Source organism: Peteryoungia desertarenae (assembly GCF_005860795.2).
GTDB lineage: Bacteria > Pseudomonadota > Alphaproteobacteria > Rhizobiales > Rhizobiaceae > Allorhizobium > Allorhizobium desertarenae.
On the sequence record NZ_CP058350.1, the window covers coordinates 2,216,523 to 2,233,665 of the forward strand.

Consider the following 17,143-nt stretch of genomic DNA (forward strand, 5'->3'; position numbering starts at 1 on the left):
AGGTGCTATCCCCGTCGGCTCGCGGGGACCGGCAGGCCGATCAGCCCGAGAACCAGTCCGCAGCCGAGAATGATCACTCCGCCTCCTGCGAGCTGTATCATTGTCAAGGCTTCGTCCAGCACAAGGGCGCCAACGGCAACGGCAACAACCGTAACGACAAACTCGACGCTGATCGCAGCCGTCGCGCCGATGCTTTTCACCAGACCGAAGTAAAGTACATAGGTCAGGGCGCTCATCAGCGCGGCAAGCGCTACGAGATAGAGATAGTCGATTGCCGCGGGCGTGCCGGGGACCGGGACGAGCCACAAAAGCGGCAGCGTCAGAAGGCCTCCGGCGACAAATGAGCCGATTGTCACCTCCCAGGGACCGGTGCCGCTCAGGTATCTGCTGGCATAATTGCTGCCGAACGCCGCAGAAAAGGTCGAACCGATCATGGCCGCGCAGCCGATCAGGAAGGTCGCAGTCATAGGCACCGCAGGAAAACCGACCAGCATGACGATACCGATCGTGCCAAGGACAAGCCCAAGCACGCGCGCGGGCGTTATGCGCTCAAGGCCCCAGACCTGCGCAATGACCATGGAAAAGAGCGGGATCGAGGCAACAAAGATCGCAGCCATCGCCGTTCCGATCAATGGCGTCGCATAGGAAAGACCGATCAATTGACCTGCCACAGTTGTCGAACCGACGACTGAAAAGGGGAGCCAGCCTGCACTGAAATCGAGCCTGCGCCGCATCAGCCGCGCTATGGTGTAGAGCAGGGCGCCGGCAATGAAGCAGCGAAAGGTTACCGCACCGATCCAGCCGAAGGCATCGACGACGTGCAAGAGCAGCAGGAAGGACAGTCCCCAGGCCAGAGACAGATAGGCATAGGCAGCGAAATCTCTGGTAGACATGCAAGCATCCGCGAACTGGTCGATCTAGGCCGCCGCCGGGGGTACCGTGGCGTTATTCCGGCATCCTGTAGTCGACCATCTTGCCCTCGCGGACCTGATAGAGCTTGCCTGTTTCCGTCTGGGCCGGTCCAACGAGCGCAACAAGCTTGGCGGCAACTTCTGAAGGGTGGGGCAAGGTTTCGGGGTTTTCCCCCGGCATGGCCTGGGCGCGCATGGCGGTGCGGGTGGCACCCGGATCAACCGAAAGAACGCGTAGCGGCAGGCGCTGCGTTTCCCCGGCCCAGGTGCGGGCGAGCGCTTCGACGGCAGCCTTGGACGCGGAATAGGGGCCCCAGAAGGGGCGGCACTTGTGGGCGGCGCCCGATGACAGGATCAGCGCACGCCCCTGATCCGACTTGATGAGCAGGGGCTCCAGCGAGCGGATCAGGCGCCAGGTGGCCGTGACATTGATTGTCATGACCTTGTCGAACACCTTGGCCTCGACATGCCCGATCGGAGAGATCACCCCAAGCACGCCGGCATTCAGAACTGCGATGTCCAGCTTGCCCCAGCGCTCGAAGATGTGCCCGCCAAGCTGGTCGATTGCAGCCATGTCCGCAAGGTCGAAGGGAACGAGAGTTGCAGAGCCGCCGGCCGCCTGAATGGCGTCGTCAAGCTCCTCAAGACCACCCACGGTTCTCGCACAGGCAATCACATGCGCACCCGCCTTGGCGAGTTCCAGTGCCGTGAAGAAACCGATGCCGCGCGATGCGCCGGTCACGAGTGCCAGGCGTCCGGTCAGGTCCGGGCGGTCGTTGCTGTCGTTGCTCATGGTCATTCCTGTCGTCCTTTGGCTCAGCCGTTGGCAGCGAGCATGGAGTCCTTGCGTCCGACCCGCTCACCTTCCTTGTCGAGAAGGCGCGTCGGGTAGTCGCCGGTGAAATAGTGATCCGTGAATTGTGGATTGGCTGGATCGCGAACGGCGCCGCCGACGGCCTTGTAAAGGCCGTCAATCGACAGGAAAGCGAGCGAATCGGCCCCGATGAACTTCGCCATGGCTTCCTCGCCCGAATACTGGTTGGCCAGCAGCTTGTCCTTGTGCGGCGTATCGATCCCGTAAAAGTCGGGGTGGAAGATCATCGGGCTGGCGACACGGATATGCACCTCCTTGGCGCCCGCATCGCGGATCATCTGCACGATCTTCAAGGACGTCGTGCCGCGCACGATCGAATCATCGACCAGAATGACCCGCTTGCCCTCGATCATCGCCCGGTTGGCCGAATGCTTGAGCTTGACGCCGAAGGCGCGGATCTGCTGCGTCGGCTCGATGAAGGTCCGTCCGACATAATGGTTGCGGATGATGCCGTATTCGAACGGAATGCCGCTCTGCTGGGCATAGCCAAGCGCTGCCGGTGTGCCACCATCCGGCACGGGCACGACAACGTCGCCTTCGACCGGTGCCTCGATTGCGAGGTTCATCCCGGCATTCTTGCGGGTCGTATAGACATTGCGTCCACCGACAACGGAATCCGGACGTGCAAAATAGACATATTCAAACAGGCACAGCCGCTCGGGCTGTGGCCGGGCCGGCATGCGCGAATCAATCGTGATCGATCCGTCCGGCTGGATTTCGCAGATGATCACTTCGCCATTCTTGACGTCGCGCACGAATTTCGCACCGATGATGTCGAGCGCGCAGGTTTCCGAGCAGAAGATCGGCTTGCCGTCCAGTTCCCCCATGACGAGAGGGCGGATACCGATCGGGTCGCGTGCGGCAATCAGCTTGGTGCGGGTCAGCGCGATCATTGCATAGCCACCCTCCATCTGCCGGATGGCATCAATGAAGCGGTCTGCCGTTGAGGCATGCCTGGAGCGGGCAATCAGGTGCAGCACGACCTCGGTATCGGAGGTCGACTGACAGATGGCGCCAGTGGCAATGATCTGGCGACGAAGGGTCAGGCCATTGGTGAAGTTGCCGTTATGGGCGACCGCGATGCCACCTTCCTCCAGTTCGGCAAAGAGCGGTTGCACATTGCGCAGCGCAACCTCGCCTGTCGTGGAGTAACGCGTGTGGCCAATGGCCATGGAGCCCGGGAGCTTTGCAAGCGTTGCGGGGTCGGTATAGTGGTCGCCGACCAGCCCCATGCGCTTTTCCGTATAGAACTGGCGGCCATCGAAGGAAACGATACCGGCAGCTTCCTGGCCACGATGCTGCAGGGCATGCAGGCCAAGTGCCGTCAGCGTCGCGGCATCGGGATGGCCCAATATGCCGAAAACGCCGCATTCTTCATGAAGCTTGTCTTCCTCACGATCGTACACAACGTCGGATGGGATGAGGTGGTTCATGGCGGTGTGCCTTTGCTCCGGGGACAGTTGCTTGTGCTGAGCCTTTAACAGCCAAGCCGCCGGTCTGTCCCGATCCGGCGGCATAGGGGAATTCTATCTCGGACCTGCTTCGAAGATCCGCGTGCCGCTTAGTTGCTCGCGGCCGGTGCTTCCTCATTCGGGGCAGCTGCGCCGTCTTCTCCCGGTGCGGCTTCTTCGTCACCTCTTCCCAGGATGCGGGCTCGGATCTGCGGCTCGATGTCCTGCGGCAGCACCGCCTCAAGCTTCAGCACCAGGGTATCGAGGAAGGGCTTGGTCTTGGCGTTGTTGACCCAGTCCGGGCGCTGGCGAACGTCGATCAGCCAGTTCCAGAAGGCAACGGCCACGACAAGCAGCAGCAGGCCGCGTGCCGCACCGAAAAGGAAGCCGAGGGTGCGGTCCAGTGCGCCGATCCGGCTGTCGATGATGAAGTCGGCAATGCGCGAGGTGATGAAGGAAATGACGATGAGCGCAATGAAGAAGATGATCGCTGCCGATCCGGCCATCGCGATCCGGTCATCGGTCGTGTAGTTCTTGATGAAGGGAACGAGCAATGGATAGAAATAATAGGCCGCGGCAACCGAACCCGCCCAGCTCGCGATCGAAAGAACTTCGCGGGAGAAGCCACGAACCATCGCCAGCACCGCAGAAAACAGAACGACGCCGATGACGATACCGTCGAAAATTGTGATGGGCATTAATACCAACTCCAAAATCTGCCTGCTCACACAGGCACAATAGTCGCCGCAGTATCACCGGCACGCCCAATGCGCGTCGGAAGGGTCAATCCTCTCCCTGATCCTGGCGCGCCTTGAGCCGGGAACCGGCAATCTGCGCCACGAGATCGGGAAGGCTTTCCACCTCCCGCCATTTGCCCCCCGCACCCTTTGGAAGGTCCGGAGAAAGGGCCGGTAGGACAGCGGCGGAGAAACCGAGTTTTTCCGCCTCTTTCAGCCTCTGAGCCGTATGCGCCACGGGGCGTACGGCCCCTGACAGGCTGACCTCGCCGAAATAGACGCAATCCGCCGGAAGGGCAAGACCGGCAAGCGACGAAACGAGTGCGGAAGCAACCGCCATATCGGCCGCCGGTTCACTGATCCGATAGCCACCGGCCACGTTCAGATAAACGTCGTGTTGACCGAGCCTTACACCGCAATGCGCCTCAAGTACGGCAAGGATCATCGCAAGGCGTGAGGAGTCCCAGCCAACAATCGCGCGCCTTGGTGTTCCAAGCGATGTCGGTGCGACCAGCGCCTGCACCTCGACCAGAACCGGTCGCGTCCCTTCAATTCCGGCAAAGACGGCCGCACCTGGCGCCTTTTCATTGCGTTCACCGAGAAATAGCTCGGAAGGATTGGCCACTTCACGCAGTCCCTTGTCCGACATTTCGAATACACCGATTTCGTCGGTGGGGCCGAAGCGGTTCTTGACGGTGCGCAGGATACGATAGTGATGCCCGCGATCCCCTTCGAAATAGAGCACCGCATCCACCATATGCTCGACGACGCGGGGGCCCGCGATCTGGCCTTCCTTGGTCACGTGGCCAACAAGCACCATGGTCGCGCCCGTCTGTTTGGCAAAGCGGATCATCGCCTGAACGCCCGTTCTAACCTGCGTCACGGTGCCGGGTGCCGAATCAGCGGTATCACTCCAGAGCGTCTGGATCGAATCAATGATGATGAGATCGGGACGCTTGCCCTCGGAAATGGTAGCGAGAATGTCCTCGACATTGGTTTCCGCGGCAAGCAGCACATCCGTCTCGGCAGCACCGAGCCGCTGGGCCCGCAGTCGAACCTGCGCGACCGCCTCTTCGCCTGACACATAGATGATCCGATGCCCCTTGCGGGAAAGAGCGGCTGCTGCCTGCATCAGAAGCGTTGATTTTCCAATGCCCGGATCGCCACCGATCAACACGGCTGAGCCGCGAACGAAACCGCCACCCGTTGCCCGGTCCAGTTCTCCCATGCCGGTCGGGATACGTGGCGCTTCCTCGATCTCGCCGGAGAGCGAAGTCAGCGTGACGGGCCGCCCCTTCTTCGGGGTCTTGCCGGGACCGCCACCAATCCCGCCCATGGGATCTTCCTCGACGATGGTGTTCCACTCGCCGCAACCGTCGCATTTGCCGGCCCAGCGGGAATGGACCGTGCCGCAGTTCTGGCAGACAAATTGGGTGCGCACCTTGGCCATCGCGGCATCTCCCTGGGTTCTCGAGCGAGAACAAATGGTGAATATGCCTCGATCAGGTAAGCGATCAGCGGATCAAAGGCAAGACCGGGACGCGGAATGCAGGCTTAGAGATAGCGCCGCTCATAGCGCAGCCCGAGGCTGGTGAGGATCTCATAGCTGATCGTGCCAGCGGCTTCGGCGAGCTCATTCACCGAAATATTCGGTCCGAACAATTCGATGTAATCGCCGGCAGTGACCGAATCTGTCGGGAGGTCGGTAACATCGAAAATGGTCTGGTCCATCGTGACCCGTCCAAGAACCGGAACCCGCTGACCGGCAACAAAGCCGGAGGCACCAACGGGCAGGGGCTCACGCAGCGCAACGCCATGGCCCGACAGATTGCGTAGATAACCATCGGCATAGCCAACGGCTGCAACGGCCAGGCGGCTGTCGCGGTCGAGTTTGCAGGCCGCACCATAGCTGACGGTGTCTCCGGCCTTTGCCTCGCGTATTTGCAGAATACGCGCCTCCGCCTTGGCCACAGTCAAGGATGCGGGGGTCCCATTCGTTGTCGCCAATCCGCCATAGAGCGCAATACCGGGTCGGGTCATCTCGAAATGATAATCCGACCCCAGGCCGATCCCACCGGACGCGGAAAGACTTGCATCAATACCTTCAAAAGCTGCAGCGACTTCCTGAAAAGATTGAAGTTGAGCCTGGTTCATCGAGGCTTGTGGATCATCGCCGCACGCCAGATGGCTCATCACCAGAACGGGTGAGAAACTTGCAGGCCGCGATACATCGCTTGCGAGTTCCACAGCCTCGCGCATCGACAGTCCGAGCCGGTTGAAGCCGGTGTCGACATGGAGCGCGCAAGGGTGATCGCCGCGTTCGGCGCTTGTCGCCATCCAGAAGGCCAACTGCTCCTCCGAGGCAATCACCGGCACGAGGTCATTGTTGAAGAACGTGGCTTCCTGTCCGGGCCAGATACCGGAAAGCACAAAGATCCGCGCTTCCGGTGCATAGATCCGTAGCGTCTCGCCCTCGGAGGGGACCGCCACAAAGAAATCCCGCACCCCCGCGCCATAAAGCGTCTCGCCAACATCCTCGATCCCGAGCCCATAGGCATCGGCCTTGACCACGGCAGCCGTCCGTGCCGAGCCGGAACGCGCCGCCATCATCCGCCAGTTTTCGGCGATCGCTTCGAGATCAATGGTGAGACGCAAGGGCGCGCTCAGGAACTCTTCGGTGGCGTCTGTGAGGTCATTCAGGGGATGCATCAAGAACCGCGTTATGAACAGATTGAAATTGCGGCGACCCTAGAGGCATTCATTTTCAAATGGAAGTCATTCGACGTGGAGCCCATGGTGTCGGGTGTTCACCTTGTTCTGCAACGGGCGCGGATCGCGACATGGCTCCGTCTAGCCCTACGCAGCGCATCGGGCAGCGGCGGGGCCGATGTCCGACCGCTTGCTGAAGGGCATGGAGGTTTGATCAACCAGCGGCGATCATGGTTCCTCATACTGAATGAAGCTTGGATCGGCGAGATCGGCAAAACGCGTGAATTCCGACTGGAAGGCGAGCTTGACGGTGCCGGTCGGTCCGTGGCGCTGCTTGGCGATGATGACATCTGCCGTACCCTTGACCTTGTCCATCAGCGCTTCCCATTCGGGATATTTCGGATCGCCCATGTCACGTGGCTCAAGGTTCTTCACATAATACTCCTCGCGGAACACGAAGAGCACCACGTCGGCATCCTGCTCGATCGAGCCTGATTCGCGCAGGTCCGAGAGTTGGGGACGCTTGTCTTCGCGGCTTTCCACACCACGCGACAGCTGTGACAACGCGATGATCGGAACGTTCAATTCCTTGCCGAGCGCCTTGAGGCCGGTGGTGATCTGGGTGATCTCCTGAACGCGGTTCTCACCGGATTTGCCGGAACCCGTCATCAACTGGATATAGTCCACCACGAGGCAATCAAGGCCGCGCTGACGCTTGAGACGGCGAGCACGCGCTGAAAGCTGCGCAATCGAGATACCGCCGGTCTGGTCGATGAAAAGCGGTACCTTTTGCATGGTTTGGCTGAAGCCGACCAGCTTCTCGAATTCCTGCTCGGTAATGTCGCCGCGGCGGATTTTGGAGGAGGAGACCTCCGTCTGCTCCGACATGATACGCGTGGCGAGCTGTTCGGACGACATTTCGAGCGAATAGAACCCGACAACGCCGCCGTTCTTGGCCTTGAACGACCCGTCGGGCATGACTTCCGGCTCATAGGCTGCCGCGATATTCCAGGCGATATTGGTCGCCAGCGAGGTCTTGCCCATGCCGGGGCGACCAGCCAGCACGATCAAGTCGGAACGCTGCAAGCCGCCCATCTTGCTGTCGAGCGACATGATGCCGGTGGAAATGCCGGACAGATTGCCATCGCGCTCAAAGGCTGCCCCCGCCATGTCGACCGCTTGCGCGACCGCATCATTGAAGGACTGGAAGCCGCCGTCATAGCGACCGGTCTCGGCCAGCGCGAAGAGCCGGCGCTCCGTATCCTCGATCTGCGCCTGCGGCGGCATGTCGAGCGGAGCATCATAGGCGATGTTGACGACATCCTCGCCGATCTGGATCAGCGCACGACGCAGCGCGAGATCATAGATAGCGCGCCCATAATCCTCGGCATTGATGATTGTGACCGCCTCGGAGGCCAAGCGCGCCAGATACTGGGCAACCGTCATGTCGCCAACCTTCTGGTCGGCCGGCAGGAAGGTCTTGATCGTGACGGGGTTGGCCATCTTTCCCATGCGGATGATTTCGGAGGCGACCTCGAAGATCTTCCGATGCAGGGGCTCAAAAAGATGGTCCGGCTTCAGGAAGTCCGAAACTCGGTAATAGGCGTCATTGTTGACGAGAATCGCGCCGAGAAGGGCCTGCTCGGCCTCAATGTTGTTGGGAGCTTCCCGATAAAGCGGCTCGCTCGGTTGAACCGTGCTCAGCCTGCGTGCTGCGTCGTTCATCATTCTACCCGTTCATTTCCTGATCTGGATCGCACCATAGCGAAGGCCGACATCTTCGAAAGGCCGTGAGGGCCTTCCAGAGGACTTCCCACACTGATTCACAGGCCGCTTCGGAGGGCGAGGGAAAAAGCCCAATGACCTTCGGAATCCAGTTGACAGTGACATCAGCCGAATCGCCTTGCCAAGGGACCATCATAGGTCGCGACAACAAAAAACGCCCGGAAAAATCCGGGCGTTTCCAATAGGCAGCCGTTTCGAAGAATCAGGCTTCGTCGCCGTCGCGATCTTCGTCCGGGTTGAAGAAGTCTTCCGGACGCAGGGCATCTTCATCGACGCCGTAGATGGCGTCAGCCGAGGTGAGGCTCTCGCCCTTGGCCTGGCGCTCAGCTTCTTCAGCCGAACGGGCAACGTTCAGTTCAACAGAGATTTCGACTTCAGAATGAAGATGGATGACCACCTTGTGCAGGCCGATCGACTTGATCGGGGTGTTGAGCTCGACCTGATTGCGGCCAATGTTGAAGCCTTCCGCCGCCAGAACTTCAACCACGTCACGGGCAGCGACCGAACCGTAGAGCTGGCCGGTTTCGCCAGCGGAACGGACGACGATGAAGGACTTGCCGTCGAGAACGTCTGCAACCTTCTGGGCCTCGGACTTGCGCTCGAGGTTACGGGCTTCGAGCGTCGCACGCTCGGCTTCGAAGCGGGCCTTGTTGGCAGCGTTGGCGCGCAGAGCCTTGCCAAGCGGCAGCAGGTAGTTACGAGCAAAGCCGTCGCGAACCTTGACGGTTTCGCCCATCTGGCCAAGCTTGGCGATGCGTTCGAGGAGAATGACTTCCATGGTGTTTTCCTTTCAGTGTGATCTTACGGTTCGTCAGAATCGGTTTCGGATGGAGCAGGGCGGTTCTGGTCAGACGTCCTTGCCGGCGTGAGAGCAACGGTGCGTCGGGTATCCAGAAGGCCGAAGATGAAGATGATGAAGGTTGGCAACAGCATCAGCGACGAGAGATAGGCGATGATGAGAGCCGGAAGGCGCCAGTCCTTGCCCCTTGTGCGCAGATGCAGCGACGCAAAACCGGCCATCAGGAAGCCGGCACCGAATGTGCCGCAGATCGTTGCCCCGATCATCGCGGGCACGCCACCGGCAAAGGTCGCCAGAATGCCCGCGAGAAAGATGAAGGACGCATTGCGGTTCATCCGCAGCGCAGACGGCATGTCTTCGCGGGGACGCAGCGAACGACCCGATGAGCCGACCACGCGCGTTGCGATGTAATAGGCGGCAAACAACAGCATGACCCAGCTTGCGCCCTGCATGAAAGGGATCAGGATCGGCATGATCCCGCGTAACTGGTCCAGTTCTGCCGCTGTAGGCGCCATCGTGGCGTTCTGTTGGGAAAGCGATCCGATCAGCGCGTCGATCATTTCGTTGACCGTCTCCGGACCGAAGCCGATCATGACGCCCAGAATGACGAGAGCAATGGCAACGAGGCCGCAGAGATGCAGCAGGATGTCGGAAAGCGGATACCACGCTACCAGATGGTCCGGCCCGCCGATTTCGCTCGCCGGACGGGCAAGGTTCGCCAGGTGCGATAGCCAAGCGGCGGGGATGAGCGTGAAGATTGACAGCGAGAGCGCAAACATCGGCGATACGCCGGTTGCGCCGACAAAGGCTGCCGTCAACACTGCAGCGATTGCAGCCGTATTACCCCAACCCAGGCCGACGATCAGTATCGGCAGTGCCGAGGCAGGATAAAGGATAAACGACAGCTGAGCCTGCGAGACGGCGCCCAGCGCCAGAAGCGCGGCGGTCACGCCAGCCAACATGCCGGTCATCAGCAATTTCTTGTCCAGGTTTTGCACGTCGCTGTCCTGCCAGTTCAAGCAGTTAGAGGAAGTCGTCATTCCAGTCGATGACGTCCTCCCCAACATGGGGTTTGTTGCCGAAATTCGCGAGCATCGCCGATGTCGCACCTTGCGGCCTGTTGTTCCGATCCGCGCCCAACGCGGAAGGGATGAAGCCCGCCGGAAGTCCGGCAGGCCTCGGATCAAGTTACGCTACGACGTAGGGCAGCAGGCCGAGGAAGCGGGCGCGCTTGATGGCCTGGGCCAGTTCGCGCTGCTTCTTCTGCGAAACTGCAGTGATACGGGACGGAACGATCTTGCCGCGCTCGGAAATGTAGCGCTGCAGGAGACGGACGTCCTTGTAGTCGATTTTCGGAGCATTCGCGCCCGAGAAGGGGCAGGTCTTGCGACGACGATGGAACGGGCGGCGTGCCGGAGCAGAGGATGCATCAGCCATGGTGTTTTCTCCTGTTGCTCGAAATTACGCGCGGTCTTCGCGCGGACGGCGCTCGAAGCCACCTTCACGGGGGCCACGGTCCGGACGCGGACCACGATCGCCGAAGTCGCGGCGCGGGCCACGATCGTCGCCTTCGCGGCGCGGACGGTCGTCACGGTCGCGCTTCTGCATCATCGCAGACGGGCCCTCTTCGTGGGCTTCGACAGCGATGGTCATGTAACGAAGAACGTCTTCGTTGATGCGCATCTGGCGTTCCATTTCATGGACGGCAGCCGCCGGAGCGTCGATGTCCATGAGGGCGTAGTGAGCCTTGCGGTTCTTCTTGATGCGGTAGGTCAGGGACTTGAGGCCCCAGTTTTCGATGCGCCCGACCTTGCCGCCGTTAGCTTCGATGACACCCTTGTACTGTTCGACGAGGGCATCAACCTGCTGAGCGGACATATCCTGCCGGGCAAGGAATACGTGTTCGTAAAGAGCCATGTAAGCTTTGCCTTTTCTTGCGGTTGTCGTCACCCGGATCCGGCGCTAAGCCTCACAGACTGCTCCTGAGCGGCCGGGGCCGCGGCAAGAAAAGTAGTGTGTTCGAGACGGTCGAGAGCGGAGACACGGGAGGCCGGAAACCCTTATGATTCCTGCTGCAGACCTGTTGAGCCTGCCAGCCCTCCGTTCAGCCACCAGCCAGAGGACCGGGTGTTGTGAACGGCGCGCTTATACGCGGATTGGGCATAAAAGCAAGGGCCGCACGGCGTTTTCTGCCGGCGGCCCCTGACGAAACGCTTCTTTGTGCTCTCAGATCTGCACAAGAGCGGAGGTGTAGCCGACATAGGCGACGAGCATTGCGCCGGCCGTCAGACGTTTGACCCCGAAATTGGTCAGAAGCAGGAAGGCAAAGCCCAATGTCACGCCGAGCATGACCGGTACGTCGAATTCACCGAAGCGAGGAGCAACGGCGATTGGCTGGAGCACCGAGGTGACGCCAAGGATGAACAGGATGTTGAAGATGTTCGATCCGACGATGTTTCCGATCATGATGTCGGAATGCTTCTTGAGCGCCGACATGATGCCGGTTGCAAGTTCGGGCAGGGAGGTTCCGACGGCGACGACGGTGAGGCCGATGACCGCTTCCGACACGCCGAAATCACGGGCGAGATTGGTCGCGCCGCGCACCAGCAGTTCGGCACCGACAAACAATGTGGCCAGACCGCCGATGATCAGCGCTGCCATGAAGGCGCCGCTGAGTGCTTCGTGCTTGATTTCATCTTCTGCATCTGCAGCGGCTTCAGCGGTACCTTTGCCCTGCATGTAGGCGTAGCCGACATAGGCAAGAAGGACGATTGTCATGACCAGGCCGGCAAGGCGACCGATCACCTCCAGTTGCACAAGCCCAAGCAGCAGGATCGCGGCGGCGATCATGACAAAGGTGTCGCGCTTGACGCCTTTGTCCCACTGGGTGATCGGGTAGATCATGGCGCATGTGCCGATGATCAGGAGGATGTTGGCCGTATTCGATCCGACGACATTGCCGAGCGCAATGTCCGATGATCCGGTAAGTGCCGCGCGAACCGACACGAGAAGTTCCGGCATGGACGTGCCGAAGCCGACGATCACCAGCGATACGATCAGGGTCGGTATCGCAAGCTTGTGGGCAACGGCGATCGCCCCGCGCAAAAGCCACTCAGCCCCGAAATAGAGGCCTACAAGGCCACCAATGACAAGAAGATAGTCCAACAAACCCTCCAATGCAGTGCGATGCTCACCGCCCCTCGCAAGAACGCTGCCCAAGTGGGGGTACAGGCGTGCCGTTCATAGATCAACGACCGATAACATTTCCGTGATTGGCGTGGTGTCGACTCACATAATCTGAAGGGGAAAAGGCGGACATTTCCATGCCCGCCTTTTCGCCCGAACACCGATGAACTCTGCCTCAGACCTGCACCAGGGCAATTGTGTATCCGAAATAGAGTGCGAGCATCACGCCGGCGACCAGACGACGAACGCCGAGATGCGCCAGCAGCAGAGCGGAGAAGCCAAGGGTGACGCCCAGCATGATGGGGACGTCGAAGCTGCCGAAACGGGGATCGACATTGATCGGCTGGATCACTGAGGTCACGCCGAGGATGAACAGGATATTGAAGATGTTCGAACCGACAATATTGCCGATCATGATGTCGGAATGCTTGCGCAGTGCGGACATGACGCCGGTGGCAAGTTCCGGCAGCGAGGTGCCTACCGCCACGACGGTCAGCCCGATCACCGCTTCGGAAACGCCGAAATCTCTTGCCAGGTTGGTTGCCCCGCGCACGAGCAATTCCGCGCCGAGGAACAGCACCCCGAGACCTCCGACGATGAGCAGGGCCATGAAGCCGGTGCCAAGCGCTTCATGCCGGATGTCCTCGTTTTCGTCCTCGCCGTCATCGTCGCGCCCGCCGCGCGCAGAGAAATAGGAATAGCCGAGATAAATCGCGAGGGCTGTGACCATCAACAGGCCCGCAAGGCGACCAATGGCCTCGAACTGAACCAGACCGAGGAGAAGGATTGACGCACCGATCATCACGAAGGTGTCGCGCTTCACGCCTTTGTCCCAATGCGTGATCGGGAAGATCAGGCCGCAGGCACCAACGATCAGCAGAATGTTTGCCACATTCGAACCGACAACATTACCCAATGCGATATCGGATGACCCTGTCATTGCGGCTCTCAGGGAAACGAGAAGCTCGGGCATGGATGTGCCAAAGCCCACAATCACCAGAGAGACGAGCAAGGTCGGGATAGCAAGCTTGTGAGCCAGCGCAATTGCCCCGCGCAGGAGCCATTCCGCACCGAAATAGAGGCCGACCAAGCCTCCAATGACCAATAGATAATCCAATGCATTCCCCTGTGTTGAACCGTTCCGGAGGTGGGTATTCCATCCCTCCTTTGAAAGTCACGCCAGGCTCAATGAGCGTTTACTGGCGCGTCGTGTGGCGACGCAACGATCCGGATATCACCCACGCCACCTGTCAGATTGGCATCGGGTATTGGCGATGGATCTTGGCGATCTCTTTCAGGACTTCGTCGGAAAGAGTGAGATCGACCGAACCGATATTCACCTTCAGCTGATCCATCGTGGTCGCGCCAATGATGACCGATGCCATGAATGGGCGCGTCAGGCAGAAGGCGAGCGCCATTGCGGATGGGTCCATGCCGTGAGCTTTTGCCAGATCGACATAGGCGCGCGTCGCCGGTTCTTGTAGATGCTGCAGACGACCGCCGAGATCTCCATTGATCGCTCCACGGGAGCCAGCCGGCTTGTGTCCGTCCAGATATTTGCCCGAGAGAATACCGCCAGCCAGCGGCGAATAGGCAAGAAGGCCAACATCCTCGTGATGCGAGAGTTCTGCCATGTCGAGGTCATAGTGCCGGTAAAGAAGGTTGTATTCATTCTGAACCGTTGCGACCCTGGGCAGGCCTTTGGCCTCGGCAAGTGACAGATATTTCTGCGTGCCCCAGGTGGTTTCGTTGGACAGTCCGACGGCGCGGAGCTTTCCCGCCTTGACGCATTCTCCCAGCGCTTCGAGGATTTCGGCAATATCGGCCAGCGCCTTCGCCTTGTCCTGCTTGAACGGGTTGTAGCTCCAGGCGCCACGAAAGTGGAAATGCCCGCGATTGGGCCAGTGGATCTGGTAGAGATCGATGTAGTCCGTCTGTAGACGCTGAAGGCTGGCGTCGACCGCCTCGCGGACTATAGCGGCGGTGATGGGCTTGCCCTCGCGAATGTAAGGGCGACCGGGCCCGGCAACCTTGGTCGCAAGAACGACCTTGTCACGCTTGCCAGTCTTGGTGAACCAGTTGCCGATCAGCCGCTCGGTTGTGGCATAGGTCTCTGCAGACAGGGGGGTGGTCGGATAAAGCTCGGCCGTATCGAAAAAATTCACGCCGTGCTCAAGCGCGTAGTCCATCTGCTCGAAAGCTTCCGCCTCGGTGTTCTGGGTACCCCAGGTCATCGTACCGAGGCAGATTTCGGAAACATGGATATCAGTGCGGCCAAGGCGGTTCATCTTCATGGTGTTGAGCTCTCCGTGGACAAAGTCGATGCAATCGGTTTCTGCGGTATCTGTTTTGCGGCGCTGAAGAAAGGCCAGTTCGGCGCGAATCCGGCCTATTCGGGCTTGTTGTAGGACATGACAATGTTCTGCCCGCCGGATCCGACATAGCCCCAGTAAGAGCCATTCACCTGTCGTAGCCTGTCTGGCCGGAAGGCGGTCGGCCTGCCATTCGGGTAGGTCTTGGGAAGTGCGGACCGAAGGATGTCGGCCCAGAAATCGACGCTGAGATATTCGTGATAGACACCGGCATAAACGGTAGGGCCGTGTGCCGGCATCACCTGGCCCGGAGGGAGGGGCAGGTAGGTCTGCCGCTCCGGTAGAAGCCTCCTGACCGGAATGCCGAAGAAGGACGCCTCAATCAGAGTGCCTGAACTGAGGCTGACCAGCTCTTTGAAGCTTCCGGTTGCCAGCAGGCGGTACATGTCGGATTTGCTGTCGGCAATCCCGATGCAATGGCGCATCAGTAGATCACGAAGCGCAGGCACCGGCTCCGGTGAGAAGGGATGGGGTCTATAGCCAAGCCTTCCCTCCCTTGCGAGGCTTGCAAGAACAGGCTCATAGGCATCCCAGGTCGCAATCTGCCCCTCGTGGATGAGCGAACTGTCAAACGGGGTCTGGCCGATCAGCATAGTTTGATGGTCGCTGGCAGGGTCATTGATGCCGCGCCGACGGATCGCTGCGGCCTGATGCATGCCGACATGGGTCATCACTTCATCTGTTGTCAGATGATAGGCCTTGATGGCTTCGACAATTTCTGGGCGGTTGCTGTGAAAGCCGAAGAAAATGTCATCAAGGAACCGCAACGGATGCCAGCGCGCGTCGACAAAGGGAACGCCAAGGGCATCGAGCACCCGCTGGACAAACGGAGTCAACTCGAAACCGATGACAAGCGATCCTTCCACATGGGGTGCGAAGGCGGCAATCGCCGCTTCGTTCGGCTGCGCGTCATAGAGTTCTGCCCAACCGGCCGCATTTGCAGGCAAGTCCATGGCTTCGTAGACCTTAAGGCCATCGAAGCGACTGGTCTCATCCCATTCGAGCAGAGAGATCGGCATTCGGGTGGCCGTTCTGACTTGGGCGCCAAGAAGTGCCAGAAAAAACTCTGTATTTGCCTTGAACCCGACCCGGGACTGGGCTTTGCCTGTCACGCGAAGCAAATCGGAGGTAACCAGGAGGCGTGCCAGTTTCATATTGTCTTTCGATCTCTTTATGGTATGGCGGACGCGTCCAGCTGGACCAGAATATCGGGTTCCGCCTGAGAAGTAATAAGAAGGGTCGCCCCGGAAATAGGGAGGCAATTATTGCTGTCTAGGCTGGAATGGCAACAAATTGATGATGCGTCCGGCGAGCAGGTTTATGTCCGGAACAAATTTACTGCAACAGGAGACCCCACTCGATGACAGTCGCTTTCACCTTTCCAGGACAGGGCAGTCAGGCGGTCGGAATGGGCAAGGATCTTGCCGACGCCTTTCCGGAGGCGCGCGCTGTCTTCGAGGAAGTCGATGAGGCGCTGGGTCAGAAGCTTTCCGAAATCATGTGGAATGGTCCGGAGGAGACCCTGACCCTGACCGCCAATGCTCAGCCTGCCCTGATGGCCGTGTCAATGGCTGTCGTCCGCGTTCTTGAGGCCAAGGGTCTCGATCTCAAGTCCAAGGTTTCCTTCGTCGCCGGTCATTCCCTCGGCGAGTATTCGGCGCTTTGTGCGGCCGGCACCTTCTCCATCGCCGATACCGCCCGTCTCCTGCGCATCCGCGGCAACGCCATGCAGGCGGCGGTTCCGGTTGGCGAGGGCGCTATGGCTGCCATCATCGGATTGGAGCATGGAGACGTTGAGGCTGTCTGCGTAGAGGCAGCCGCGCTCGGTCCCTGCCAGATCGCCAATGACAATGGTGGTGGTCAGCTCGTCATTTCCGGCGGCAAGGCCGCTGTTGAAAAGGCCGCAGCCCTTGCCTCCGAAAAGGGGGCAAAGCGCGCCATCATGCTGCCGGTCTCCGCCCCTTTCCATTCGGCCCTCATGGGTCCCGCTGCCGATGCCATGCGGGACGCGCTGTCCAAGGTCGAGAAACAGGACCCGGTGGTGCCGCTGATCGCCAATGTGCGCGCGGCCCCGGTGACCTCCGCGACCGAAATCGCCGACCTCCTCGTTGAGCAGGTCACCGGGCAGGTCCGTTGGCGCGAAACCGTCGAGTGGTTCGGCAAGAACGGTGTGACGACACTTTATGAACTTGGCTCCGGCAAGGTTCTGACCGGTCTAGCACGGCGCATCGACAAGACCGTCTCCGGCATTGCCATCAACACGCCTGCCGATATCGACGCCGCGCTTGCGGCATTGAACGGCTGAACGGATCATCCAGA

16 protein-coding genes are annotated in these 17,143 nt (G+C 60.0%); 1 reads left to right on the forward strand and 15 read right to left on the reverse strand.

Annotation, left to right across the window (positions count from 1 at the left end; genetic code table 11):
- Positions 1–5: 5 nt before the first annotated feature.
- The 15 genes from FE840_RS10775 to FE840_RS10845 all read right to left on the reverse strand — a co-directional run bounded on the left by FE840_RS10775 (position 6) and on the right by FE840_RS10845 (position 15,978).
- A complete protein-coding gene (locus tag FE840_RS10775; RefSeq protein WP_138288056.1) occupies positions 6–893 on the reverse strand; it encodes a DMT family transporter in 888 nt (295 codons plus the stop codon).
- Positions 894–945: 52 nt separating this feature from the next.
- Positions 946–1,704, reverse strand: a complete 759-nt coding sequence (locus FE840_RS10780; protein ID WP_138288055.1) for an SDR family NAD(P)-dependent oxidoreductase — start codon at positions 1,702–1,704, stop codon at positions 946–948.
- Positions 1,705–1,727: 23 nt separating this feature from the next.
- Entirely contained in the window at positions 1,728–3,218 is a 1,491-nt protein-coding gene (gene purF, locus FE840_RS10785; RefSeq protein ID WP_138288054.1) for an amidophosphoribosyltransferase, read from the reverse strand.
- A 128-nt stretch (positions 3,219–3,346) separates the two neighbouring features.
- The gene (locus FE840_RS10790; protein WP_138288053.1) at positions 3,347–3,934 is read right to left on the reverse strand and encodes a CvpA family protein; all 588 of its coding nucleotides are present in this window, start codon (positions 3,932–3,934) and stop codon (positions 3,347–3,349) included.
- An 85-nt stretch (positions 3,935–4,019) separates the two neighbouring features.
- A complete protein-coding gene (gene radA / locus FE840_RS10795; RefSeq protein WP_138288052.1) occupies positions 4,020–5,423 on the reverse strand; it encodes a DNA repair protein RadA in 1,404 nt (467 codons plus the stop codon).
- A 104-nt stretch (positions 5,424–5,527) separates the two neighbouring features.
- Positions 5,528–6,682, reverse strand: coding sequence for an alanine racemase (gene alr / locus FE840_RS10800; RefSeq protein WP_138288051.1), 1,155 nt, complete (start codon positions 6,680–6,682; stop codon positions 5,528–5,530).
- A 228-nt stretch (positions 6,683–6,910) separates the two neighbouring features.
- Positions 6,911–8,407 carry a replicative DNA helicase gene (locus FE840_RS10805; RefSeq protein ID WP_138288050.1) on the reverse strand — a complete coding sequence of 499 codons (1,497 nt, stop codon included), beginning with the start codon at positions 8,405–8,407 and terminating at the stop codon, positions 6,911–6,913.
- 262 nt (positions 8,408–8,669) lie between these two features.
- The gene (gene rplI / locus FE840_RS10810; protein WP_138288049.1) at positions 8,670–9,245 is read right to left on the reverse strand and encodes a 50S ribosomal protein L9; all 576 of its coding nucleotides are present in this window, start codon (positions 9,243–9,245) and stop codon (positions 8,670–8,672) included.
- 23 nt (positions 9,246–9,268) lie between these two features.
- Positions 9,269–10,264, reverse strand: coding sequence for a DUF2232 domain-containing protein (locus FE840_RS10815; protein ID WP_138288048.1), 996 nt, complete (start codon positions 10,262–10,264; stop codon positions 9,269–9,271).
- Positions 10,265–10,454: 190 nt separating this feature from the next.
- Entirely contained in the window at positions 10,455–10,703 is a 249-nt protein-coding gene (gene rpsR, locus FE840_RS10820) for a 30S ribosomal protein S18 (RefSeq protein ID WP_028736123.1), read from the reverse strand.
- A gap of 24 nt (positions 10,704–10,727) precedes the next feature.
- Complete coding sequence (gene rpsF / locus FE840_RS10825; RefSeq protein ID WP_138288047.1) at positions 10,728–11,183, reverse strand: 30S ribosomal protein S6; 456 nt, start codon at positions 11,181–11,183, stop codon at positions 10,728–10,730.
- Positions 11,184–11,492: 309 nt separating this feature from the next.
- Positions 11,493–12,431 carry a calcium/sodium antiporter gene (locus FE840_RS10830; protein WP_138288046.1) on the reverse strand — a complete coding sequence of 313 codons (939 nt, stop codon included), beginning with the start codon at positions 12,429–12,431 and terminating at the stop codon, positions 11,493–11,495.
- 196 nt (positions 12,432–12,627) lie between these two features.
- Entirely contained in the window at positions 12,628–13,569 is a 942-nt protein-coding gene (locus FE840_RS10835; protein ID WP_138288045.1) for a calcium/sodium antiporter, read from the reverse strand.
- Positions 13,570–13,702: 133 nt separating this feature from the next.
- Complete coding sequence (locus FE840_RS10840) at positions 13,703–14,746, reverse strand: aldo/keto reductase (RefSeq protein WP_138288044.1); 1,044 nt, start codon at positions 14,744–14,746, stop codon at positions 13,703–13,705.
- A gap of 95 nt (positions 14,747–14,841) precedes the next feature.
- Positions 14,842–15,978 (reverse strand): hypothetical protein, encoded by a 1,137-nt coding sequence (locus FE840_RS10845; protein WP_138288043.1) that lies wholly within the window; start codon positions 15,976–15,978, stop codon positions 14,842–14,844.
- A gap of 206 nt (positions 15,979–16,184) precedes the next feature.
- On the opposite strand from FE840_RS10845, the gene fabD reads away from it, so the two are divergent.
- Complete coding sequence (gene fabD, locus FE840_RS10850) at positions 16,185–17,129, forward strand: ACP S-malonyltransferase (protein WP_138288042.1); 945 nt, start codon at positions 16,185–16,187, stop codon at positions 17,127–17,129.
- Positions 17,130–17,143: the final 14 nt, after the last annotated feature.